We start from the raw sequence: 24773 nt of genomic DNA, 5'->3' as shown, positions 1-24773 counted from the left end.
ATTTTTTTAAAAAAAACAAAAAAACAAAATTCAACTATTTTTTTTGCTGAATTTTGTTTTGAGATTTGAATTTAATTTAAAAAATCAATAATATCTTTTTTGGTGATATTTTTTTTAATTAAGGATTCAACTTTTTCAATATCTGAAAAAGCAATAGCAATATTTTGTAATATCTCTAAATGTTTTTCATCTTTGATAGCTAAAGCTATAATAAATTTAATATCTTGGTTGTCTACTTTTATTATTTTTTTTAAACTGATAAATACAATATCGTTTTTTAAAACAGTTTCTTTTCCATCAAAATTTGCATGAGGTAAAAATACATAATTACCAATAGCTACCGAAACTTCTTGATCTCGTTTAATTATTGAGTTTAAAAATTTATCATTAACTGAATTTAATTTATAAAAATGATTAAAAACAAAATTCATAATTTCATTTTTATTTTCTAAATCGATGTCGATAAAAATTTTATTTTCTGTTAAGTTCATTATTTTCCTTTAATTTTTGGAAATAAATATTAATTAATTCATTATTAATATATGAAGAATTGTTTATTTTATTTTTCATAAAAAAATCTAGAAAAAATTGATCATCTATTTGTTTATTTTGATAAATTTCAGTAAAAATAATTTTAAAATAATTTTCATCTATTTTATATTTTTTAAATCAATTAAATATTAATCCAAATCTTTCTTTTTCAGTGAATTTTAAACTTAAGTTTCTAATTAATCTTGAATTTAAATCTTTTAATTCGCTATTTTTAATTCTTTTTATTGTTAAATTTACATATTTTTTTAATTCTTTTTCTTCTATTAAAAATTCTTTTGAAAATACATAAATTAATTGTTTAATAAATTTTTTTATAAAACTTACTATTTGAATATTTTCAAATGCTTGATGAACATAAAGATAATTTTTATTAAAAGCTAAAATAGCTGTAAGTGTATGTATTGCGTTAAATAATATTAATTTTTTCGTTATAAATAAATCAATATTATTTGTAAAACTTACTTTTTCTAAAGTAAAATTTTTAGTTTTTTCTAAAATAATTTCATAATATTTTTCACTTTTTATATCTAGTGAATTACTATCTAAATTATTGTAAGGGATAATTCTATCGATCATAGCGTTTATAAATTTTATTTTTTTATTTTCCAAATTTAAAATATTTTTGAAATAATCACTTATTTTATACCCATTTTCAAAACAAATAATTTTTACATTATTTTTTAATTTAACACTAATTAATAATTTTTTTAAAAATGGTAAATTATTTGTTTTGACAGAAGTGGAAATTATATCTACTTTTGATAAAATTTTTTTTATTTTTTCAACATCATCAATATGCAAAGCTTGATAGTTTTTAATAATATTAAATTTTTTATAATTAAAGTAATTTATTTTATAGCTTATATTTTTTTGTAAATTTTTTATTAAATCACTATTAGTATCTACAAAATAAACTTCATAATTATTTAGTTGATAAATATAAGCAATAAGACCTCTACCTATATTACCTGCACCAAAATGAATTACTTTATTTTTTTTCATTTTTAATTTTTTTGGCTATTTCTTGATATTTTAATTTATCTAAAAATTGTTTTATAACTATAACATTAGCTTTAGGATTTTGTTTTTTTACTCTATCGCTTAATTGCTCTATAGTTATAATAAATTTATCATTTTCATTTAAATTATTAATTGCTTTATTTTTAACTTGAATATCATTTATATTTAAATCATTTAAAATTTTTCTTAAAATTGATGCGCCCATAGCGCTTGAGCCCATTCCCGCATCACAAGCAAAAATAATTTCTTTTGTATTGAAATTAGTTATTATGTTTGAGTTTGAATTTTTTAAAGAATTTAAATTTTTTATTTTATTTTTATCTTTTTTGGAAGAATAAATAAGAATAAAAATTGCAACAAGTGAACTAACCGCAGCTGAAGCTATTATTCCTAAGCTGTAACCTAATATATCATTTCAACTTTTGTTAATTTGGATAAAACCAGCAATTATACTCCCAGGGGAAATTGGGGCAACAGCTCCTACATTGAAAATTTGAAAAACTAAGTTTCCAACAATTCCTCCAGAGATAGTTGCTAATATTAAAATAGGTTTTAATAAAATAAATGGAAAATAGACTTCATGAATTCCACCAAATAAATGAACAACACTAGAAGAAGCAGATTGTGAAAATAATGATTTATTTTTCTTAAAACCAAAAATCATTCAAGCAATTAAAATCCCTAAACCTGGACCTGGATTCGATTCTAATAAAAATAAAATTGATTTACCTGAACTAAGAACTTGTTGAGTTCCTAAAGGAGTAAAAATTCCATGATTAATTGCATTATTTAAAAATAAAACTTTTGCTGGCTCTATAATAATTGCTAATATTGGATAAAGCTTATATTTTTGCATTTGCTCAATCATTTTTGCTAAACCAAACTGTAAATAACCAACTGCATAAATTGATAAATAAAATGTTGGAAAAATTAAAATAAAACCTAATATTCCTAAATAAAAATTATTAATTAACATTTCAAAACCGGATTTAATTTTGTTAATTCATAATCTTTCGCTATATTTTAAAATAAGTGCTGCTATAGGTGAAAAAATCATTACACCTAAAAACATAGCGGCAGTATCACCTACAATGCTTTTGAAAATTTCTGTCTGTCCTGCAGAGATAGTAGCAAGTGATACAATAGAAGCAATAGCTCCACCTCTTAAATCATAAATTTTTTTACCAAGTAAAAATCCAATTAGTGTTGGAATTATATAAACAATGCCCACTTCAACCATTTTTTCTAACAATTTATTTGGTGTTCATCCTGTAGGAATGAAAAAAGTAGTTAAAATACCTCAAGCGATGAAAACACCAATAATAGGTAAAATTGAAGATGATAAAAGCGAACCTAAATTTTGAATTTTAGTTTTTATTACTTTAATACTTTTCATTTGTCTCCATTTAATTAATTTTTTGAGAATTTAATTCTCATAAATCAATATAAATTAAAATTTAAGTAAAAAGTTTTAATCTAGAATTAGTTTTAAATTTTTAATTTACTTTAAATAAAAAATCCCTCAATTTCATTTGAGAGATTTTTCTTTAAATTAATAATCTTTAAAAAATTTATGAAAATAATTTTATTAAAATTTCCTGCTTCAAGACATCGCTATCAATTTTTTAGTCAAAATTAAAATCATTTTCATCTGTATCATTAAAATCATCTTCATCTAAATCTAAAAATTTAGGTGAATCTATATTGAAATTACCGGAGAAGTTGTTATTTTTTTGATTTGAATAACGAATTGATTCTTCTCTTGTAACTTTACCAATAGGACTTAAATTTTCAATTTTGGTATCATTTTCACTTTGAAAATGAGAGTGAAGATTTTCATTTATTCTTGATATTAATTTATTATATTCTGGTTTTGGAGCTAAATTTTGCTCGGATTTTGGAATATTATTGAAAGAATGATTATTTTGAATGTTTTGTGAATTTTTTATATGGCTTGCGTGAATATTATTCTCACTTCTAAAATTTACATTCATTTGATTATAATTATTTTGATTATTATTTAAAACTTGATTTTTTTCTTCAATGTTTCCGACTTTTTCAGTTACATTGTTAGAATTAAATCTATTATTTTTAATATCACTATAATTATTAATAATGTTTTTAGTATTTTCTAAATTCACATTTTTTGTTTCAAAATTATTATTAACATTAACTTTTTGTTCTAAAACAGAATTATTAATTAAATTTGTAGTATTAATATTAAAATTTGTTATTCCTGTTGCGATAATAGAAAGCGATAACTCTTTATCGTTAGTAGGTTTCTGAACTAAACCATAAATAACATCAATATCATTTTCAGATTCTTTTTTGATTCTATTTATAATTTCACTAATCTGTGATGAAGTTATATCAGAAGAAGTTATATTTAAAATAATACTTTTTGCTTTTTTAATATTATTTTCTAATATATCGAATTCTAATAATTTATCAAGTGATTTTTGGACTTTATCATTTCCAAATCCTTTAACTGAGTTTATAACAATTTCACCTCTAGTTTTCATAGTTGATAATAAATCAGCAAAATCAACATTTTGAATTCCACGAACATGGATTATTTCATAAATAACATTAATAACTTTTTCAAAAAATACATTAGCTATTTTTAAAGTATCAAAAATAGGTAGATCTGGATTTTTCCCAATTAATTTGTTGTTAGAAATTAATACAAGTCCATCTACATATTTTTTTAAATTAGAAATACCTAAAAGAGCATTACTAGCTGTTTTTTTACCTTCATATTCAAATGGTGTTGTGACAACTGCAATTGTAAGTGCATTATGTTTTTTTGCTTCTTCAGCAAAAATTGCACTAGCTCCAGAACCAGTTCCCTTTCCCATTCCGGCAGCTAAAATTACAATATCAGCACCATTCATTTTTTCGCTAATTTCTTTTTTTGATTCAAGTGCATATTCTTTCCCTTTTATAGGATCGTTTCCAGCGCCTGAGCCTTTTCTAACTTCAGGATTACCAAGTGGAATTATCTTATCTTTATCAAAAGAATTTAATGTAGCTGATTCTGTATTTGCAAAGTAATATTCTACATCTTCCTTTGAATGATCAAGAGCATGCTTAACCATATTATTTCCACAACCACCTATACCAAAAATTTTAATTTTTCTATTTGCCATTTTTATCTCCTAAATATTAATGATTTAAATAAATTAAATATTCTATTTTTTTTATCGTTTAATTCATCATTTAATATTGCTTGTGTTTCAACCAAATTTCCTTCTCTTATAAGTTGGGATTTTAAACACATATAAATATATTCGATACCAAGAATTATTTCTTTAGTAGTTTTATTAAAATCTGGTTTATATTTTGATGAATATAAAATATTTTCTTTATTCAAAAATAATTTTTTAATTGCCACATCAAAATTTTCAATTTGAATAAGTTCTCCTAATCAGTAAATTTGTGAAAAATATGCATTATTTTTTTTAACAAATTCATTAATTTCAAAACTAATTTTTTCAACAAAATTAATTATAATGTTTGAAATATATTTGGCGTTTATATTTTCATAAATATAATAGTCTAAATCTTCATTGCTTAAAATCTTGCCATAAATTTTAAGAAATTGTTTAGCTTTTTCTTTTGTTAAATTAAATTTGTCTTTAATTTGATTAATAAGATCATCAAAATTTAAATTTAAATTTTTATATACAGAATTAGAATTTTCTTTAAAAATTGCAATTCAAGAATTATTCTCATCTATATTAATAACCACTTTATTAATGTTATTGCTAGTATCGATATTTATTAAACTTTCAATAGAATTAATGTTTGTGAAAATATTTTCAATTTTCAATTCTAATAAATTAAAAAAATTAGTTAAAAATTGAAAATATTCTTTATTAATGTAATTTACATTATAAGAAACGGTTAATTTATCAGCGCTTTTATTCAAAGGAAAAATTAAATATTGTTTTTCAATATCATTAAAATTAGTTATAAAATTTGTTATTCTAAATGATATTTTTGAATAATTTTTAACATTAAAATTTAATTTTGCCTTTTCTAAATTAGATTTAAAAGCTTTATTATCAACTATTTTTTTACTATTATCAATATTAGTAGTAATTTTGAATTCTTTAGTTAAAAAATTGAAATTACTAAAATTATTTAAATAAATAAAAATTTTTTTAACTTTGGTCTTTAAAAAAGCATTTATTTTTTGTAATGAATTGAAAAAAAATTCTTGCATTGATTTTTCTTCTTCATTTTCTTCTTGAAAAATCAAAATATTTTTATTTTTTACTTTTTCAATTGCATAAAGTCCAAAATTATACTTAGAAATTTTGGCAATAACTTTGATTTTTCTTTTCATAAATACTCCTTTATTTTAATTTAGTTAAAACTCTTAATTTAGAACTCCTGCTTCTTCTATTGTTATCAATTTCATCTTGATTTGGTTTAAAATGTTTATTTTTTCATTTTTGTTCAATATTAATAGGCAATTTATAATAATCTTCTTTTATTGTTAACGAATTAAAAAAACGTTTTACAATTTTATCTTCAATCGAATGAAAAGTAATAACTAATAATTTTCCATTTTTGTTTAAAAACTGTATTGAATCACTTAAAACTTTTTTTAAGGATTCTAGTTCATTATTTACTTCGATTCTGATAGCTTGAAAAACTGCTTTTGCTGGATTTTTTAATCTTACAATTTTAGCTGGAAGTGAATTTTTTATAACTTCTACTAACTCTAAAGTCGTATGAATAGGTCTATTATTAACAATGCCTTTCGCAACTTGTTTATAAAGCTTTACATCTGCATTATTAATAAATATCGAATTTAATTGCTTTAAATTATAGTTATTAACTATATGAAAAGCATCTAATTTTTGACTTTGATCCATTCTCATATCTAATTTAGAATTTTTGTTATAAGAAAAACCACGATTTGCATCATCTAACTGAGGTGATGATACACCTAAATCCATCAAGATTCCGTCAACTTTAGTGATTTTTAAATCATTCAAAATCTTTTTTAAGTTTTTAAAATCACTATGAATAATCGTAAAATTATTGCTAATTTGACTTAATATTGATCTACTTTCTTTTGTAGCTTCAAGATCTTTATCAAAACAATAAAGTCAACCATTTTCTAATTTTTTTAAAATTTCTTTTGAATGACCAGCTCTACCTAATGTTAAATCAATATAAATTCCATCTTTTTTAATATTAAGTTCATTTATAACTTCGTTTAACATAACTGGTAAATGCTTCATTAAAGTTTAACTCCGTTTTCATTTAAAATTTTTTGTAATTTTTCAAGTTCATTTTCATCAGTAAATTTCTGATTTTCAGCTTCATATCTATCCTTGGGTCAAAGTTCTAATTTTTCTCCAACTCCAATAATATAAACTTCTTTGTTGATAGAGGTAAATGTTAATAAATTTTTAGGTAAAATAACTCTACCTAATTTATCACAAGATGCTTCAGTTGTATTACCGAAAAAGAATCTTGCAAAATCTCTAACATTTTTGTTAAGAAAATCATGTTCGTTAATTTTATTTTTAATTTTTTCAAATTCAGCTTTTGTTCTAAATTCGATTATTTTATCTAAACCTAAAGAGATGTAAAAAATATCACCTAATTCCGTTCTAAAATTACTAGGAATTATAATTCTATTTTTTTCATCAATGGTTTTTAAAAAATTTCCAAACATTCCATTTACTCCCACTATCTTCCACATTATACACTTTTTTGTTAATATATGTAATAAATAAAAAAATTTTTTACAAAAAAAATATTTTTTTTTAATATAAAGTAGTAAAATAAAAAAAGCAAAACATCAGCTTAACTTAATAAAGGAAAATTTAAAGAAAAAAAATGCCTATAAAAATTAATTTATTTTTTTATTTTTATTTTTTTATTTTTATAATTTTTTCTATATTAGCATATTGAAATTTTTCCTTGTTACTTGGTTGATTGCTTGCGATTATAACTTTAAGTATTTCTATTTTTATAAAAAATAAACTAATTATTTTTTTATTATTAAAAAATAAAAATAAAAATCAACTTAAAAAAGAAAAAAAAAATAAAATTCAATCTATATTTTTTTATTTTTTAATTAATTTTGTATTTTTAACTATAAAAGCAATTATAGTTATTTTTATAGTTTTAATTAATTTAAAATTTAACGATAAAAAAACACTTCCAGATGTTGGGTTATGACCTATAAACATTATTATTTATATAATAGGAATTTTTATTTATTTTCCAATTTTAATATTAGATATAGTTTTAAAAAAATTTAAAAAAAAACCAAAGGAAAGTGATGAATCCATTTTTAAGTAATTGACAACAACCACAGCTTTTTACGCTTTTTGTATTAGTTTTTTTAATTAGTCTTGTTTCAATAATTATATTTTTTAAAATAAAAAAAGAAAAAGCGAATAAAGCTCCTGGAATTGTTGTTTACATAGCTGAAAAATATTATGATTTTGTAGATGAAATTTTTACAGGTCCAGAAATCAAAAGAATCAAGTTTTTAAAACCATATATTTTCACTTTGTTTACATTTTTACTTTTTGGAAATTTAATTTCTTTATTAGGGATTGAACCAATTGGAAGCAGCGTTTCAATTCCTTTAACCCTTACATTAGTTTCGCACATTGGAACTCAAATTATAGGAATATTATGTATGAGAGGGAAATATTTTATTAAATATTTAAATCCATTAGAATTTATTTCTCTTGCATCGCCAATATTATCGCTAACATTTAGAATGTTTGGTAATATAATTGGAGGATCAGTAATTTTACTTTTATTATATGGAGGTTTTAATTACGTTTGATCATTTTTACCAATTGGTATTTTTTCAGTATTTAATTTACCAGCATCATTGTTTTTAGCGCCATTTTTATTTTATTTTGATATTTTTGGCCCATTTATTCAAGCTTATGTTTTTACTCTTTTAACATCTGTAGCTTGAAGCTTAAGCACTGGTGATGAATAATTAAAATTTATATAAATTTATTAAATTAATTTTGAAAGGAATTTAAAAATGAACACAGAAATTGTAGAATTAGCAAGTAAATTAACAGAAAACTCTACAACAAATTCTCCTTTAGGATTTGGACTTGTTGCTGTTGGAGCTGGAATGTCAATGATTGGAGCAATAGGAGTAGGAGCGGGACAAGGTTATGCAACTGGAAAAGCTGTTGAAGCTGTTGCTAAAAACCCAGAAGCTGAAAAGAAAATTTTGAAACTTTTAATTATTGGGTCAGCTATTGCTGAAACATCTTCAATATATTGTATTATTGTTTCAATTCTTTTATTATTTGTATTTTAATTTAAAAATATTTAAATATTATGTTAAAAAAATTTAGCCAAGTTTCTAGCGAAAATTCTAATGAATTTTCAGCTGGGAATGAAATATCTAAATTATTTCAAAATATTTTTCCCAATTTATGGGTGATGCTAGCAACTTTAGTTGCCTTTATTTTAGTTTTGATTGTTTTATATTTTTTAGTTTATACTCCATTAAGAAAATCAATTCAAGAAAAACGAGAATTTATTCAAAAAAATATAAATGAAACAATTTTAAGAAAAGAAAATGCAATTAAATTAGAGATGCAAAAAAAAGAAGAATTGCAAGAAGCTAATCAAAAAGCTTTTGAAATAATTGAAAATTTTAAAATTAAATCAGAAAAAGATTCAGAAATTTATATTAATAATGCTAAATTAGAAGCGAAAAAAATTATTAACTCTGGAAATCAAGTAGTTGAAAAAATGAAATATGATTATGAAAAACAATATAAAAAAGATGTTATTGAAACAGCTGTTAAATTAGCTTCAAAAATCATTGAAAAAAATATAAATGAAAATGATAATGAAATTTTAATTAATTCTTTTTTTAATGAATTAAGTGAACATAATGAATAAAATAAAAGTTACAAATTATGCAAATGCATTATTTTCAATTGCTCAAGAAGAAAATAAGTTAGAAAAATTTTTAAATGAATTCTCTGAAATTGTAAAAATTTTTTTTGAACACAACAAAATTTTAGTTATTTTATCTTCTTTTAATATTGATAAAGAAGAAAAAGATTTAATACTAAATAATATTTTTAATAATTTTGATTACGAAAAATTATTAATAAATTTTTTAAAATTATTAGCAAAAAATAATTTTATTAATTCAATTTTTGATATTTTTAATTTATTTAAAAAAATAGCATATAAACATTTAAATATTAAAATAGCAACTGTTTATTCAACTAGAAAATTAACTGATAAAGAAATTGAAAAAATTAAATCAAAAATTGAACAAAAAAACAATTATAAATTAAAAATTTTTAATAAAATTGATAAAACTTTAATCGCTGGAATTAGAGTTGAAATAGATAATGTAATTATTGAAAATTCTATCACATCCAAGCTTGAAAATATTAAAAATTATATTATGAAGGAGTGGGAAAATGGCGTTTAAAAATAATGATATTTCTTCAATAATTAAAGAACAAATTAAAAATTATGAAAACAAAATAAATTATTTTGATACTGGTAAAGTTTTAACTGTAGGTGATGGTGTTGCTTTAATTTCAGGACTTGAAAACGCAGTTTTGGGTGAAATTATTGAGTTTGATAATAACACTAAAGGAATGGTTTTAAACCTTGAAGAAGATGCAATTGGTGTTGTTATTTTAGGAAATGATCAAAATGTTCATGAAGGACAAATTGTAAAAAGAACTAATAAAGTTATTTCAGTTCCAGTAGGTAATGAAATGATCGGTAGAGTAATTAATTCTCTAGGAGAACCGATCGATGGAAAAGGCAATATAAATAATTCAAAAGTAAGAAATATTTTTACTGCTGCACCTGAAATAATGAAAAGACATGAAGTTAACGAGCCATTAAAAACAGGTATTTTATTAATTGATTCATTAATCCCAATTGGAAAAGGACAAAGAGAATTAATAATTGGTGATCGTCAAACAGGTAAAACCGCAATTGCCATTGATACTATTTTAAACCAAAAAAACAAAAATGTTTATTGTGTTTATGTAGCTATAGGACAAAAAAATTCATCCATCGCACAAATAGTTGCTAAATTAGAAAAGGAAGGTGCTCTTGAATATACAACAGTGGTAGTATCTAGCGCTTCAGAACTTTCTCCTTTACAATATATTTCTCCTTATGTTGGAGTTACTATCGCCGAAGAATTTATGGAGCAGGGGAAAGACGTTTTAATTGTTTATGATGATTTATCTAAACACGCTGTTGCTTATAGAACATTATCATTATTACTAAGAAGACCTCCAGGTAGAGAAGCTTATCCGGGTGATATTTTCTATCAACATTCTTATTTATTAGAAAGAGCAGCAAAATTAAATAAAAAAAATGGTGGCGGTTCAATCACTGCATTACCAATTATTGAAACTCAATCAGGTGATATATCAGCTTATATCCCGACTAATGTTATTTCAATTACAGATGGTCAAATTTTTATGAAAGAATCACTTTTTAATTCAGGACAAAGACCAGCTGTAGATGTTGGATTTTCAGTTTCCAGAGTAGGATCATCTGCCCAAACTAAATTAATGAAATCAGTAGTTTCATCATTAAAATTACAACTTGCTCAATACAATGAAATGAAAGCTTTTGCTCAATTTGGTTCTGATTTAGATGAATCGACAAAAAAAATTCTAAATCATGGAACAAAAGTTTATGAAATTTTAAAACAAAATCAATATTCACATATGGAAGAAATTCAGCAAGTTATTTTACTTTTTGTCATCAAAGAAGAAATAATAGATAATGTTGCTTTAAATAAAGTTAAGTCATACATTGATGAGTTATTAAAATGAATAAATGTTGATAATGAACTAATAGAGTTAAAAAATAAAATTTTAAATGATGGAATTATTAATGAAAATAGTTTTAATAAATTAAAAACAAAATTAATTGAATTTACCGAAGAATTTAATAAATTTTAATTAAATTAGAAATATGGAATCACTTAATAATATTAAAAATCGGATTCAATTAATTAAAAATACTAAAAAAATAACTAATGCGATGGAATTATTAGCAACTGCTAAATTTAAAAAAATTCAAAAAAATGCAAAAGCTTCAAAAATTTATGCAAATTCTTTAATTGAAATAGTAAATAATACTTTTAAAAATAATTATGAAATAAACAAAATTTTAAATTTAGCTAACAAAAATAAAACATTATTTATAATTATTGGCTCAGATCTTGGATTGTGTGGCGGTTATAATATAAATATTTTTAAAGAAGTTAAAAATCAAGTAAAAAAAGAAGATAAAATTATTGCTTTTGGTACAAAAGTTATTAATTTTTTAAACGAAGAATATCGTGATCAAATAATTGAAACACACGATCATTATGGAGATGAAATTCAAATTTCACTTTTAGATAATATTAATAAAATTATTGATAAAAAATTTATTGATGATAATCAAATTTCTCAAATTAAAGTTATCTACACCGAATTTATTAATAGTGTCACATTTAAAGCTCAAACTAAAACCCTTCTTCCTTTTGAAAATAAAATGTCGCAAAATTCACCTTTAGAAATTGAATATATTCCATCATTTAGAAAAGTTGTTTATGAAATTATTCCTTTATATTTAAAAGCAAATATTTTTAATTTTTTAATCGAATCTAAAATTTCAGAAATGGCTTCAAGAAGAAGTGCCATGGAAAATGCAACAAATAATGCAGCAGAAATAATTGATGATCTTCAAATTGCTTACAACAAAAGAAGACAAGCTGACATAACAAAAGAAATTACGGAAATTATCAGTGGAGTAAATAACTAATGAATACAAAAACTAATAAAGGTAAAATTATACAAATTTTAGGTCCAGTAGTTGACGTGAAATTTTCAAAAAATAACATCCCTTCATTATTAAATGCACTAGAAATAATAGTTGATCCTAACGATTTATCAAAAAATGTTGTTCTTGAAGTAGAACAACATATTGGCGATGATACTGTAAGAACTATTGCTATGGATATTACTTATGGACTTAAAAAAAACATGGATGTAATCGACACTGGAAGACCTATTACCGTTCCTGTAGGAACAAAAGTATTATCTAGAATGTTTAATGTTTTAGGTAAAACTATTGATGGCAAAGGTGAATTGGATGATGTTATAAAAATGTCAATTCATGCACCTGCTCCTAGTTATGAAGAACAAAAAAGCAACTTTGAAATTTTAGAAACTGGAATTAAAGTAATTGATTTATTAATCCCTTATGTTAAAGGTGGGAAAATTGGTCTTTTTGGTGGAGCTGGAGTAGGTAAAACTGTTTTAGTTCAAGAGCTTATTAATAATATTGCAACTTATCATAGTGGTTTATCAGTTTTTGCTGGTGTAGGTGAAAGATCAAGAGAAGGTAATGATCTTTATTATGAAATGAAAAATGCTGGTGTTTTAAATAAAACTGCTTTAGTTTTTGGACAAATGAATGAATCCCCTGGAGCTAGAATGAGAGTTGCACTTACTGGTCTTACAATGGCAGAATATTTTAGAGATGAAATGAAACAGGATGTTTTATTATTTATTGATAATATTTTTCGTTTTACTCAAGCAGGAAGTGAAGTATCAACACTTTTAGGGAGAATTCCTTCAGCAGTAGGATATCAACCTACACTAGCTACTGAAATGGGGCAATTACAAGAGAGAATTACTTCAACCAATAAAGGTTCAATTACTTCTATTCAAGCTGTTTATGTTCCTGCTGATGATCTTTCTGATCCAGCTCCTGCTACAACTTTTGCCCATTTAGATGCAAAAACTGTTTTAGATCGTAATATAGCTGCTTTAGGAATTTATCCAGCTGTAGATCCTTTAGCTTCAGGTTCTAGAATGCTCGATCCTCTTATTGTAGGGCATGAACATTATAATGTTGCTAAACAAGTTTTAGAAATATTGCAAAAATTTAAAGAATTGCAAGATATTATTGCAATTCTTGGGATTGATGAATTATCTGAAGAAGATAAAAAAACTGTTTATCGAGCAAGAAGAATTAGAAACTTTTTATCACAATCATTTTTTGTTGCTGAAAAATTTTCAGGATTACCAGGTAAATTTTTAAAATTAAAAGATACAATTAGAAGTTTTAAAGAAATTATTGAAGGTAAACATGATGATTTACCTGAAGATGCTTTTTTATATGTCGGAACAATTGAAGAAGCAATTGAAAAAGCTAAAAAAATATAATTAATTATGAAACTAATTAATTTAAAAATAATAAATCCTAGTGGAATATTTTTAGAAACTCAATCAGATTTAGTTACAATTGAAACTTTAGCTGGATTTAGAGGTTTTCAATACGGAATAGCTCCTATATTTTCAATAATTAAAAATGGTCAAGTTTGAATTAACTCTTCATGATCAAAAAATCAAAAAAAATATTGAATAACTTCAGGAATTGTTTATGGCGATCAAAAAAATATTTTTGTTATAGCTGAAAATATTTCCGAAAGTAAAAATGATGTTAATAAAAATATTATTCATGAAAATAAAATTAAAAGTTTAAATGAAAATTATAATATGATTCAAAAAAAAGCTAAAATTAAAAAGAACCTTGCAAAATCTCGAAAAAATAACTAATTCTTAATTTTTAAAAACCTTTAGAATAAAATTTAAAGGTTTTTATTTTTTAAAATTTTAATTTATTAAAAAAATAAAATTATAAAATTAATAAATTTTGCATTTTTTTTAAGTTTTAATATAAAATTTATAGTAAAAAATAATTAAATTTTAAAATAAAAGGGGGATTTTATGGAAGTATTTGCAATTATAGCCACTATTTTAACATTTATTATCTTAATGATTTTACTAACAAGAGAATTTTTTAATTTTTGAAAAATTTTTAAAACAAAAAAAAGTAAGTTTAGCCAGCTTGCAGATTCGAATAAAAATCGCCTTATTATTGAATTAAAAAATGCGGTAGAAGAATTATCTAGAAATAAAATTGGAGCTATTATTACAATTGAAAATTATGATAAGCTTGATGAATTAAGAACTGATGGTGTAAAAATAGATGCAAATATTTCATCTTCATTAATTTTAGCTATTTTTAATAAAACATCACCACTTCATGATGGAGCGCTCATCATAAGAGAGAATAAAATTTTATATGCTTCAACATATTATAAAATCACTTCGAAATCAATAAATAATCTTTTTGGATCAAGGCATAGAGCTGCTCTTGGAATAAGTGAACAATCAGATTCGACAACAATTGTCGTTTCGGAAGAAACAGGGAGAATAATAATTGCTAAAAATGAAAAATTTGAATATGTTTTAATTGATGATTTTAGAAAAGTATTGGAGTCGAAATTAAAAAATTAATATGAATTTAATCCAATTAATAGAAAATAAAGATATAAAAGCAATTAGAAAATATTCTCATGAAACAATTATGACAAAAATTACTGAAGATGTCGAAAAACTTAACATTGCTGAAAAAATCATTTTTTTTAGAATGTTAAAAACAGACATTGCCGGTGAAATATTTTCATTTTTAGAATCTAAAATTCAAGAAGAATTAATTCAAAATTTTTCTAACGAAATGATCGCGAATGTTGTATCAGAATTATATACAGATGAAATCGCCGATCTTATTGAAGAAATTCCAGAAAAATTAGCAATTAAAGTTTTAAAAAATATTGATAAAGAAACTAGACAAAATGTTAATAAAATTTTAAAATATGATGATAACCAAATTGGTTCAATAATGTCAGTTGATATAATAATATTAAAAGAACATTGAACTAACCAAAAAGCTTTAGAGCATATTAAAAAATATAAAGATGAATTAGAATTAACGCATTATTACTACATTGTTGATTCAAAATGAAATTTTAAAGCAGCTACGACATTAGAAGATATTGTTTTTAGCGATCCTAATGCGCTAATAAGTTCACATATGTTTAAAGTTCCAACGGTTTATACAACTGATAAAAAAAATGAAATTTTACAAGTTTTTGCTGATAATGATCTATCAGTTTTACCTGTTGTTAACAAAGCTAATAAAATTATCGGAATGATAACTTCTGATGATGTTATTGATATTGTTCAAGAAGAAGCAACTGAAGATCTGTATAAAATGGCTGGTATTAGTCCTAATGAAGAAATTTCATACATTAAAACAAGTGTTTTAAAAATAGTTAAATCAAGAATATTTTGATTATTAATTTTAATGATAGGATCAACATTAAGTCAAATAGTAATCCAATCTTTTACAGAAGCATTCGAACACAATAAAAGATTAATTACTATTGGAGCGTTTACTTCAACAATTGTTGCAATTATCCCAGTTATTGCAGGAGCAGCGGGAAATGCAGGTTCGCAATCGGCAACAACAATAACACGGGCTATTTCTTTAGGAGAAAATAACAAAAAAAAATATATAAGGCAAGTTTTATTAAAAGAACTTACAGTTGGTTTAATAATTGGAACTGTTTTAATGATTGCTAATTTTTTACGTCTAATGGTTTATTTCAGCATCAGTAAAGAATTATTTGAAAATGCTAAACAAATTTTAATTATTTCATTTAGTGCATCTTTTTCACTTTTAATAATTATTGTTTTTTCAAAAATTTTAGGATCTTTCATCCCTTTAGTAGCGGCAAAATTAAAAAAAGATCCAGCAGTTTTATCATCGCCAATTTTAGCAACCTTAACTGATGCTATTTCAACATTTATTTTCTTTGGTATCACGATTGTTATTTCGATTTTGATATAAAAAATAAAATAATATAATATTTAAAAAAGGAAACCAATATGGATAATAATATTATTATATTTTCAGTTATTGCCTGTGTGCTAATTGCGCTTATTGTAATAATTGTATTAACACAAGTTTTTACAGAAAGAAAAAAGAAAAAAAAAATAAAATTAGAAAAGCAAAAGATGTTTGAAAACCAAAAAAATTTGACTAAAGAATTAACATATAAAATCAACGCTATTATTGAAAAAAATGAAGAATTATTAAAAAATTTTGTTGTTTCAATTGGAGATTTTAAAATGAAGGAAATTAATTATTTAGCTAAATCACAAATAAAAAAATTAATGAAACATCCAGATTATAATGAAATTTTTGCTGATAATCCTTATTTAGAAAATACTCTATTTAATGATAATTTAAATACACTAATTGAAACTAAATCAAATTTATGAGCTAAAAAATCAATAAAAGAATTAGAATATTTTTTTTCATTAGAAAAAATATATCTTGAACAAGATGAGTATAAAATGGAATATTTAAAGTTGAAAAAAGAATTTAAAAAAGAACTTTTATTAACAAAAATTTAGATAATTATTTTATGAATATAAAACAAATTCCAAATTATTTAACAATATTAAGAATTATTCTTTGAATTCCATTAACACTTTTATTTTATATTGCTTATCAATTTCAATTAGATGAAAAAAAATTTAAAATCTTTTTGTATAGCGCTTTTATTATTTTTGTTTTAGCAATGTTAAGTGATTTTCTTGATGGTTATCTCGCAAGAAAATATAAAGCAATTTCTACTTTTGGGAAATTATTCGATCCATTATCAGATAAAATAATCATCTCCACAACTTTAATTTTTTTAGCTTTATTACAAATTACCGAAATTTGAATAGTAGTTATTTTTATTGTAAGAGATATATTAGTTGATGGCTTTAGAAATCTAGCAGCTAAAAATAACAAAAAAGTAGAAGCATCAATATGAGGTAAATTAAAAACAGTGACTCAAACATTTGCTATTTTTGTACTAATTTTAGTTTATCCTTTAATTGTTAACTATAAAGAAACTTTTTATTGAATTTTAAATATACCAATGTTTTTAGCTTTATTTTTTTCAATTTTTTCTGGAATTTTTTATTTTAAAGAAATTTTTCATTTTATTTCTTTTAAAAATAATTTATAATATAAAAAGTATTTTTATATATGTTGAAAAATTAATAATATTTTAAGGAGCAAATAATGACACCACATATAAATGCAGAATTTAATGATATAGCAAAAACTGTTTTATTAGCAGGCGATCCTTTAAGAGCAGAATATATTGCAAATACTTATCTTACAGATGTAAAATTAGTAAGTAAAGTAAGAAATGCATATTTCTTTACAGGAATGTATAAAGGAAGACGTGTAACAGTTGGAACTTCAGGAATGGGAATAGCTTCAATGGGGATTTATTCTTATGAATTATACAAATTTTATAATGTTGATAAAATTATTAGAATTGGATCAGCTGGTTCATATAAAGATGAATTAAAAATTTATGATTTAGTATTAGCTGATAGCTCATTTTCTGATTCACATGTTTATGCACAATTAGTTTTAGGAGAAAAAACTCATGTACTTTATCCTTCAGAATCACTAAATGCTCAAATTATGGAAAGTGCATTAAAATTAGGAATACATATTAATGTTGGAAGAATTCATTCTTCTGATGTGTTCTATTCAGGACGTAGATTAGAAAAAACTTTAGAATATACTCAAGCAGTTGCTGTTGAAATGGAATCATATGCATTATTTGCAAACGCTAAAAAGTTTAAAAAACATGCAGCTTGTTTATTAACAATTTCTGATAATTTAATCAATGGTGAGTTGACAACTCCTGAAGAGCGTGAAAAAAGATTTAACTGAATGATGGAAGTTGCACTAGAAACAGTTTAAAATTTAAAAAATAGATTAACTTTCAAAGTTAGTCTATTTTATTTATTTAATAAATTGAGGTTTTAAAATGAATATAAAAGAATTAATTTTAAAAAAAAGACATAATCAAGAATTAACAAAACAAGAAATTGAATTTATTGTTAAATCTTATGTAAATAAAAAGATTAAAGATTATCAAATGTCTGCTTTCTTAATGACTGTTGTTTTTAATGGTATGAATTCAAAAGAAACTGCAGCATTAACTTTAGCAATGGCTAAATCAGGGAAAATGATTGATTTAAGCTCAATTAATGGAATTAAAGTTGATAAACACTCAACTGGCGGTGTTGGAGATAAAACAACATTAATTATTGCACCAATTTTAGCGGCTTTAGATATTCCTGTTGCTAAAATGTCAGGACGTGGATTGGGACATACTGGAGGTACAATTGATAAATTAGAATCAATAAGTGGCTTTAGCGCTGAAATTAGTGATATTGATTTTATTAATCAAGTTAAAAAAATCAATATTTCCATTATGGCTCAAAGCGATGATTTAGTGCCTGCTGATAAAAAAATTTACGCCCTTAGAGATGTAACTGCAACAGTTGATTCAATCCCTTTAATCGCTTCATCAATTATGTCTAAAAAAATTGCAACAGGCTCTGATGCGATTTTATTAGACGTAAAATGTGGTAATGGAGCTTTCATGAAAAAGCTTGAAGATGCTGAAAAATTAGCGAAAGAGATGATTAAAATTGGTAAAGAATTAAAAAAAGATGTAAGAGTTGAAATTACTAATATGGATCGTCCAATTGGAAAATCTATTGGAAATCGTAATGAAGTTTTAGAAGCGATAAAAACTTTAGAAGGAAAAGGTCCAAAAGATCTTGAAACTCTTTGTTTTTCATCAATTGCAACAATTTTAAAACAAGCTAAAAAAGTATCAAGCGACAAAGAGGCTTACGCTTTAATTAAACAAGTTATTGAAAATAAAAAAGCACTTGAAAAATTTTATGAATTTATCAAATACCAAAATGGAGATGTTGAATTACTTAAATCTAATAATTTTTGAAATCCTAATTACAAATTAGAAATTTTTTCACCTAGTGAAGGATTTTTAGAAATTAAATCAGCGTATGAACTTGCAGAAATAGCTTCAAAGTTAGGCGCATCTAGAATTACTAAAACTGATAAAATAGATTTTAATGCAGGAATTGAACTTAATAAAAAAACAAATGATTTTGTTAAAAAAAATGAACTTATATTAACTTTATATTCTTCAAAACCAATTGAAAAATCATTTATCAAACAAATATTAAACACTTTAACTTTTAATCAAAAGAAAATTGAAAATAAAATAATTTATAAAAGGATGAAATAATGAACTGAAATCAAATGATCGATCATACTTATTTAAAGCCAGAAGCTACTACAAAAGAAATTAATAAATTAATTGATGAAGCTAAAAAATATAATTTTAAAACTGTTTGTGTTAACTCTAGTTGAGTTAAATATGTAAAAGAAAAACTTGAAAATACCAATATTGGAATTACAGCAGTTGTAGGATTCCCATTAGGTTCAATGATTAGCCAAGCTAAAGTGCATGAAGCTAAATTAGCTATTAATCATGGTGCTGATGAAATTGACATGGTTATTAATATTGGTAGATTAAAAGATAAACAATATGATTATGTTTTAAACGAAATTAAAGCAATTAAAAAAGAAATTGGAACTAAAATTTTAAAAGTAATAATCGAAACAGCTCTTTTAACAAAAGAAGAAATTATTAAAGCTACTGAAATAGTTGTTAGCGCAAATGCTGATTTTGTCAAAACTTCAACAGGCTTTTCATATCGTGGAGCAAACTTTGAAGATATTGAATTAATGAAAAAAGTAGTGAAAGATAAAATTCAAATTAAAGCAGCTGGCGGAATTAAAACATTAGATGATTTAATTAAAATGCATCAATTAGGTGCGACAAGATTCGGAACATCTTCCAGTGTAAAAATTCTTGAAAATGAAACTGTTAAAAATTCTGACTATTAAAAAAGGAGTAAAATGCTTAAAGTTTTTAATCACCCTTTAATTACTGCTAAATTAACTGTTATGCGTGATCATAAAACATCACATCATCTTTTTAGACAATTATTAAAAGAAATTTCATCATTAATGACTTATGAAATTTTAAGAGATATTGAAACTACAAAAATCAATGTAACTAGTCCAACAGGTGAAATTGCAAATGGCCTTAAAATTGCTAAAGAAATTGTAATTATCCCAATTTTAAGAGCTGGTCTTGGAATGACTGATGGAATTTTATCATTAGTTCCTACCGCTAAAGTTGGTCATATTGGTCTTTATCGTGATGAAGTCACTTTTGAAGCTAAAGAATATTATTATAAAATTCCACAAGTTGCTAAAGATTCAATTATTTTATTAGTAGATCCTATGCTAGCAACAGGAACAAGTGCGCTTGATGCCATTAACAAATTAAAAAAAGATGGCTTTAAAAATATTAACCTTGTTTCATTAGTAGGAGTAAAAAAAGGAATTGATAATATTTTTGCCTATCATAGTGATGTTAAAATATTCCTTGCATCATTAGATCGTGAATTAAATGAAAAAAATTATATTCTCCCAGGGTTGGGTGATGCTGGTGATCGAATTTTTGGAACTAAATAATTTAATTTATGTCTAAAAATTTAAAATACGATAACAATCAAATTTTTAACGTTGCTTTAACCGGGTTATTACTTAGTTTTTCATTAATAGCACTTTTTATTTCTAAATATTTAGGTTGATTAGTTTTTCCGGAAATTGGTCTTAAATTTGATTTATCATTTTTATTTATTTTTGCAATTTTTTATTTTGTTAATCATTATTATGGATTTATTGCTTTAATTATTAGATTTATTTTCGGACCTTTTATTACAGTTAATAGCGATGTTGTAGGATGAATTGGTCATTTTATTTTATTTACTAGTAATTTAATATTTATTATTATTTTCTTTTTACTTAACTTTTTATTAAAAAAAATAAATAATTATAAAAAAAAGTTTATTGTTTTTAGTGTTGCTATTATCTCAACATCATTAATTATGACGTTTTTAAATTATTTTTTATTTACTCCATTATATTTTAAAATATTTGGACTTTCAGATGGTTTTTTCTTTAACGATACAATTAAAGCATGAGAAATTAAAAAACAACTATTTAAAACAAGTTTAAATTTTTTAGAATTTTGTTTGATTCTATTTTTACCTTTCAATTTAACCGTTTATACATTTAGTTCGATTTTTATAATTTTTATTATTTTATTTGTTGAAAAAAATTATAACCTCAAAAAAATAGGAAAAAATAATAATAAATCCTAATTTAATTTTTTATTTAGCACTTTTTAATTTTGAGTGCTAATTTTAATTTATAATGTATAATTATTTATTATTTTTTAAAGCAAAGGAGAAAAATTAATGCCAAAGTATTTAACTTTTCAAACAAATAACTATCCATTACCAGGAGAAATTAGAAAAGAAAAAGTTCTTAGTATCATAAACTATGATAAATTATCTTGAATAAATAAGAAAAATCAAAAATTTGTTATTTTATTTCCAAAAAATGAAAATAGAAATAAAGAAATAATAGAAATTGACGATTTAAAAAATTCATTTTACAATATCGGATTAAAAGCAAAAATTTTAAAATTCAAACCTTTTTCAAAAGCAATAAAATGAATTGAATTTGAATATATTATTGAAGATGTAGTAAAAATTAATAAATTATCAGAAGTTAAATATCAAGAAAACTCTGTTATTGAAGCTGATGTTACTGTTACTAAAATAAAATCAAGATTTGGAGATAATGAAAATAGTGTTTCATTCCATAAAGATGGTATTTATGTAAATCTATATGAAGATTTCATGTCTATTTTAGATAAATTAATGGAAAAACGAGTTTTAGATGAAGATTTTTTAAATTTCAAAAAATTTATTGAAAATAAAAATTGAAATGAATTGAAAACTTTAAATTATTTTTTAGATTATTTTGCTCAAACATTAGAATTAACATCAGAATTAAAATTAGAATATCTTGCAATTGAATGAATAGATCTAAAATATGCATTTATTAAAAAAATAATTTTTTCAAAATTAAGAGAACAATTACAAAATATTCATTCTGAAAAAATAGAAGTAGAAAACAAAAAAGAAGAAATTGTAAATAAAAATAATAGTTCAAAAACCGATAGTAACGAACCAAAAAGTCAAATTAATGAACGTGAAGTTGATCAAGAAATTGATAAAGAAATAAGAAAAAATTTAGATAAACAACAACTTGAATTCATTTTAAGAGAAAAAATGCGTGTTATTAGAAAAAAACTTGGGGAAGAAAACGAACAAGAAGATAAAATAAATGATGAGCTTGTAAAACCTGAAAGCGATAATAAATACCCTATTGAAGTAATTCAAGCGATTAAAAAAGAAAATAAAAAGCTCAGAGGAATGATGTCAAGCTCCCCCGAAGCTAATATTTCTAAAACTTATTTGGATTTAATCTATAACCTTCCATGAAGAGTTGTTTCGCTTGATGATTTAGATCTTAAAAAAGCAGAAGAATTATTATCTCAAAAACATTATGGACTTCAAGATGTAAAAGAAAGAGTTTTAGACTTTCTTTCTGTTTTAACTTATAAAAAAATTCAAAACGATAAAAATAACAAGCAAGATTTAAAAATTTTACCTAATTCTAAAGAAGCAATTGATTTAAATTTATTTAAAGAAAATAATTCTAATGATATTTCGAATAATATGCCTATTTTAACCTTGTTAGGACCACCAGGGACAGGTAAAACATCAATTGTAAAATCAATTGCTGATGCCGTTGGTAGAAAAATGGTTAAAGTTTCACTAGGTGGTGTTAGAGACGAAGCAGAAATTAGAGGTCATAGACGTACTTATGTTGGTGCTATGCCTGGTAAAATTATTAATGCAATTAAAAAAGCAGGTGTTTCTAATCCAATAATTTTATTAGATGAAATTGATAAATTATCTTCAGATTATAAAGGCGATCCTGCAAGTTCATTATTAGAAGTTTTAGACCCGGAACAAAACAAACATTTCCAAGATCATTATTTAGAACTTGAATATGATTTATCAAAAGTTATGTTTATTGCAACAGCGAATTCGTTTAGCGATATCCCAGGTCCTCTCGCTGATAGAGTTGAAATTATTGAATTAAGTTCTTATACTTTATTAGAAAAAATTGAAATAGCTATAAATCATCTTATACCTAAAGTTTTACAAGAAAATTTATTAAGCGAAAAGTTTTTCAAAATCAATAATAAAACAATTGAATATTTAATTAGTCACTATACAAGAGAAGCTGGGGTAAGAGATCTAAAAAGAACTTTAGATAAACTAGCGAGAAAAATTATTAATAGAATTCTTAAAAAAGAAATCAAAGATAGTTATACTATTACTAAAGAAAAAATTAATAAATTACTAGGAATCGAAAAATATAGCGAAGAAAATGAAAAAATTTCAAATCAAATCGGAACAGTTAATGGTCTAGCATATACAGCATATGGTGGTTCAACCTTAGCAATAGAAGTTACAACAATGCCTGCTAAAAATAATATAATTAAATTAACAGGTAGATTAAAAGATGTTATGAAAGAGTCAGCTGAAATAGCACTTAGTTATGTAAGAGCTAATGCTAAAGAATTTGGCATAACCAATTTTGATTTTGAAAAAAATCAAATTCATATTCACGTTCCTGAAGGAGCTGTTCCTAAAGATGGACCTTCAGCTGGAGTAACTTTCACAACTGCAATAATATCTGCTTTATCTAAAAAGCCAGTTTCTTCAGAAATTGGAATGACTGGAGAAATCACTTTAAGAGGGAAAGTTTTAGCAATTGGTGGGCTTAAAGAAAAATCAATAGCAGGTTATAAAAAAGGAATAAAAACTATTTTTATTCCAGCAGAAAATGAAAAGAATTTAATTGATATTTCTAAAGAAGTGAAAGATAAAATAAACTTTATTTCTGTAAATCACTATCAAGAAATTTTTGATCACATATTCAAAAAATAATAAACAATTTTATAAAATCTAAAAATACAAAATAAATTAAAATATTTATCTTTGTATTTTTTTTATTTGTTGTTAAAAATAAAATGAATAATATATAATTAAATTATAATAGAAAATAATGGAGGCATATATGTTTGTTTTAGATTTAGATGTAAAAGATAATTTAAACAACTCAAAAATTGTTAATGTATCTAAAGAAAATAAAAATAAAGATATATTTAATAATAATATAAATCAAAGTGCAAAATTTTTAAAAATTGCCCTTGAATCAAAAAATAAAAAAAATTTAATAAAAAAATTAAATAACCTTCTTGAAGGTGAATTTAGTTTTTTTGAAAGTAAATATACTAATTATGTTTTTATAAATTTTTATAACAATTGAGAAAAGTATATAACAAATAATTTAAAAAAAATATTTGAAAATAATAAAGATTTTTA

General features: G+C 23.2%; 27 protein-coding genes. 20 read left to right on the top strand and 7 right to left on the bottom strand.

What is annotated here, in order from left to right; all coding sequences use genetic code 4:
• Window positions 1-71: 71 nt before the first annotated feature.
• The 7 genes from T403_RS0101160 to mraZ all read right to left on the bottom strand — a co-directional run bounded on the left by T403_RS0101160 (window position 72) and on the right by mraZ (window position 7297).
• Complete coding sequence (locus T403_RS0101160; protein ID WP_033160989.1) at window positions 72-491, bottom strand: PTS mannitol transporter subunit IIA; 420 nt, start codon at window positions 489-491, stop codon at window positions 72-74.
• On the bottom strand, window positions 472-1554 hold the full coding sequence (locus tag T403_RS0101155) for a mannitol-1-phosphate 5-dehydrogenase (RefSeq protein WP_033160988.1): 1083 nt from the start codon (window positions 1552-1554) through the stop codon (window positions 472-474). The genes T403_RS0101160 and T403_RS0101155 overlap by 20 nt, the downstream gene beginning before the upstream one ends.
• The gene (locus tag T403_RS0101150) at window positions 1541-2968 is read right to left on the bottom strand and encodes a PTS transporter subunit EIIC (protein ID WP_033160987.1); all 1428 of its coding nucleotides are present in this window, start codon (window positions 2966-2968) and stop codon (window positions 1541-1543) included. The genes T403_RS0101155 and T403_RS0101150 overlap by 14 nt, the downstream gene beginning before the upstream one ends.
• 229 nt (window positions 2969-3197) lie before the next feature.
• On the bottom strand, window positions 3198-4721 hold the full coding sequence (locus tag T403_RS0101145; protein ID WP_033160986.1) for a cell division protein FtsZ: 1524 nt from the start codon (window positions 4719-4721) through the stop codon (window positions 3198-3200).
• A 2-nt stretch (window positions 4722-4723) separates the two neighbouring features.
• Window positions 4724-5923 carry a cell division protein FtsA gene (locus T403_RS0101140; RefSeq protein WP_033160985.1) on the bottom strand — a complete coding sequence of 400 codons (1200 nt, stop codon included), beginning with the start codon at window positions 5921-5923 and terminating at the stop codon, window positions 4724-4726.
• A gap of 10 nt (window positions 5924-5933) precedes the next feature.
• A complete protein-coding gene (gene rsmH, locus T403_RS0101135) occupies window positions 5934-6830 on the bottom strand; it encodes a 16S rRNA (cytosine(1402)-N(4))-methyltransferase RsmH (protein WP_033160984.1) in 897 nt (298 codons plus the stop codon).
• Window positions 6830-7297 carry a division/cell wall cluster transcriptional repressor MraZ gene (gene mraZ, locus T403_RS0101130; RefSeq protein WP_240532053.1) on the bottom strand — a complete coding sequence of 156 codons (468 nt, stop codon included), beginning with the start codon at window positions 7295-7297 and terminating at the stop codon, window positions 6830-6832. The genes rsmH and mraZ overlap by 1 nt, the downstream gene beginning before the upstream one ends.
• Before the next feature lie 221 nt (window positions 7298-7518).
• On the opposite strand from mraZ, the gene T403_RS0101125 reads away from it, so the two are divergent.
• The 20 genes from T403_RS0101125 to T403_RS0101030 all read left to right on the top strand — a co-directional run.
• Complete coding sequence (locus T403_RS0101125) at window positions 7519-7902, top strand: hypothetical protein (protein WP_156933530.1); 384 nt, start codon at window positions 7519-7521, stop codon at window positions 7900-7902.
• The gene (locus tag T403_RS0101120) at window positions 7883-8563 is read left to right on the top strand and encodes a F0F1 ATP synthase subunit A (protein WP_051619037.1); all 681 of its coding nucleotides are present in this window, start codon (window positions 7883-7885) and stop codon (window positions 8561-8563) included. Before T403_RS0101125 ends, T403_RS0101120 begins: the two co-directional genes overlap by 20 nt.
• 48 nt (window positions 8564-8611) lie before the next feature.
• Entirely contained in the window at window positions 8612-8899 is a 288-nt protein-coding gene (gene atpE / locus T403_RS0101115) for an ATP synthase F0 subunit C (RefSeq protein ID WP_033160982.1), read from the top strand.
• Window positions 8900-8919: 20 nt separating this feature from the next.
• Window positions 8920-9492, top strand: coding sequence for a F0F1 ATP synthase subunit B (atpF, locus tag T403_RS0101110; RefSeq protein ID WP_033160981.1), 573 nt, complete (start codon window positions 8920-8922; stop codon window positions 9490-9492).
• On the top strand, window positions 9485-10039 hold the full coding sequence (locus T403_RS0101105; protein WP_033160980.1) for a F0F1 ATP synthase subunit delta: 555 nt from the start codon (window positions 9485-9487) through the stop codon (window positions 10037-10039). The genes atpF and T403_RS0101105 overlap by 8 nt, the downstream gene beginning before the upstream one ends.
• Complete coding sequence (atpA, locus tag T403_RS0101100; RefSeq protein ID WP_051619035.1) at window positions 10029-11546, top strand: F0F1 ATP synthase subunit alpha; 1518 nt, start codon at window positions 10029-10031, stop codon at window positions 11544-11546. The genes T403_RS0101105 and atpA overlap by 11 nt, the downstream gene beginning before the upstream one ends.
• Before the next feature lie 13 nt (window positions 11547-11559).
• Complete coding sequence (atpG, locus tag T403_RS0101095; protein ID WP_033160979.1) at window positions 11560-12396, top strand: ATP synthase F1 subunit gamma; 837 nt, start codon at window positions 11560-11562, stop codon at window positions 12394-12396.
• Window positions 12396-13805 carry a F0F1 ATP synthase subunit beta gene (atpD, locus tag T403_RS0101090; RefSeq protein WP_033160978.1) on the top strand — a complete coding sequence of 470 codons (1410 nt, stop codon included), beginning with the start codon at window positions 12396-12398 and terminating at the stop codon, window positions 13803-13805. The genes atpG and atpD overlap by 1 nt, the downstream gene beginning before the upstream one ends.
• A 6-nt stretch (window positions 13806-13811) precedes the next feature.
• Window positions 13812-14198 (top strand): hypothetical protein, encoded by a 387-nt coding sequence (locus T403_RS0101085; RefSeq protein ID WP_033160977.1) that lies wholly within the window; start codon window positions 13812-13814, stop codon window positions 14196-14198.
• 171 nt (window positions 14199-14369) lie between these two features.
• The gene (locus T403_RS0101080; protein WP_033160976.1) at window positions 14370-14942 is read left to right on the top strand and encodes a diadenylate cyclase; all 573 of its coding nucleotides are present in this window, start codon (window positions 14370-14372) and stop codon (window positions 14940-14942) included.
• 1 nt (window position 14943) lies between these two features.
• Window positions 14944-16338 (top strand): magnesium transporter, encoded by a 1395-nt coding sequence (gene mgtE / locus T403_RS0101075; RefSeq protein WP_033160975.1) that lies wholly within the window; start codon window positions 14944-14946, stop codon window positions 16336-16338.
• Between the two features lie 38 nt (window positions 16339-16376).
• Window positions 16377-16907: an MHJ_0274 family protein gene (locus T403_RS04210; RefSeq protein WP_051619033.1), complete on the top strand. Its 531-nt coding sequence runs from the start codon at window positions 16377-16379 to the stop codon at window positions 16905-16907.
• Between the two features lie 11 nt (window positions 16908-16918).
• Window positions 16919-17512, top strand: coding sequence for a CDP-diacylglycerol--glycerol-3-phosphate 3-phosphatidyltransferase (gene pgsA, locus T403_RS0101065; protein ID WP_033160974.1), 594 nt, complete (start codon window positions 16919-16921; stop codon window positions 17510-17512).
• Window positions 17513-17568: 56 nt separating this feature from the next.
• Window positions 17569-18267: a purine-nucleoside phosphorylase gene (gene deoD, locus T403_RS0101060; RefSeq protein WP_033160973.1), complete on the top strand. Its 699-nt coding sequence runs from the start codon at window positions 17569-17571 to the stop codon at window positions 18265-18267.
• A 67-nt stretch (window positions 18268-18334) separates the two neighbouring features.
• Window positions 18335-19630 carry a thymidine phosphorylase gene (locus T403_RS0101055; protein ID WP_033160972.1) on the top strand — a complete coding sequence of 432 codons (1296 nt, stop codon included), beginning with the start codon at window positions 18335-18337 and terminating at the stop codon, window positions 19628-19630.
• The gene (gene deoC, locus T403_RS0101050; RefSeq protein ID WP_033160971.1) at window positions 19630-20295 is read left to right on the top strand and encodes a deoxyribose-phosphate aldolase; all 666 of its coding nucleotides are present in this window, start codon (window positions 19630-19632) and stop codon (window positions 20293-20295) included. Before T403_RS0101055 ends, deoC begins: the two co-directional genes overlap by 1 nt.
• Before the next feature lie 12 nt (window positions 20296-20307).
• Window positions 20308-20931 (top strand): uracil phosphoribosyltransferase, encoded by a 624-nt coding sequence (gene upp / locus T403_RS0101045; RefSeq protein WP_033160970.1) that lies wholly within the window; start codon window positions 20308-20310, stop codon window positions 20929-20931.
• A gap of 8 nt (window positions 20932-20939) precedes the next feature.
• Window positions 20940-21623 carry an MPN527 family putative ECF transporter permease subunit gene (locus tag T403_RS0101040; RefSeq protein WP_033160969.1) on the top strand — a complete coding sequence of 228 codons (684 nt, stop codon included), beginning with the start codon at window positions 20940-20942 and terminating at the stop codon, window positions 21621-21623.
• A gap of 96 nt (window positions 21624-21719) precedes the next feature.
• Complete coding sequence (lon, locus tag T403_RS0101035; protein WP_051619032.1) at window positions 21720-24335, top strand: endopeptidase La; 2616 nt, start codon at window positions 21720-21722, stop codon at window positions 24333-24335.
• A 130-nt stretch (window positions 24336-24465) separates the two neighbouring features.
• The coding region (locus tag T403_RS0101030) for a hypothetical protein (protein ID WP_033160968.1) at window positions 24466-24773 on the top strand (308 nt) is incomplete at its 3' end.

The organism is Mycoplasma collis ATCC 35278 (assembly GCF_000701825.1).
GTDB lineage: Bacteria > Bacillota_I > Bacilli_A > Mycoplasmatales > Metamycoplasmataceae > Mesomycoplasma_A > Mesomycoplasma_A collis.
The sequence above is the reverse complement of the archived record's forward strand: the minus strand, read 5'-3'. Positions and strand labels throughout refer to the sequence as shown.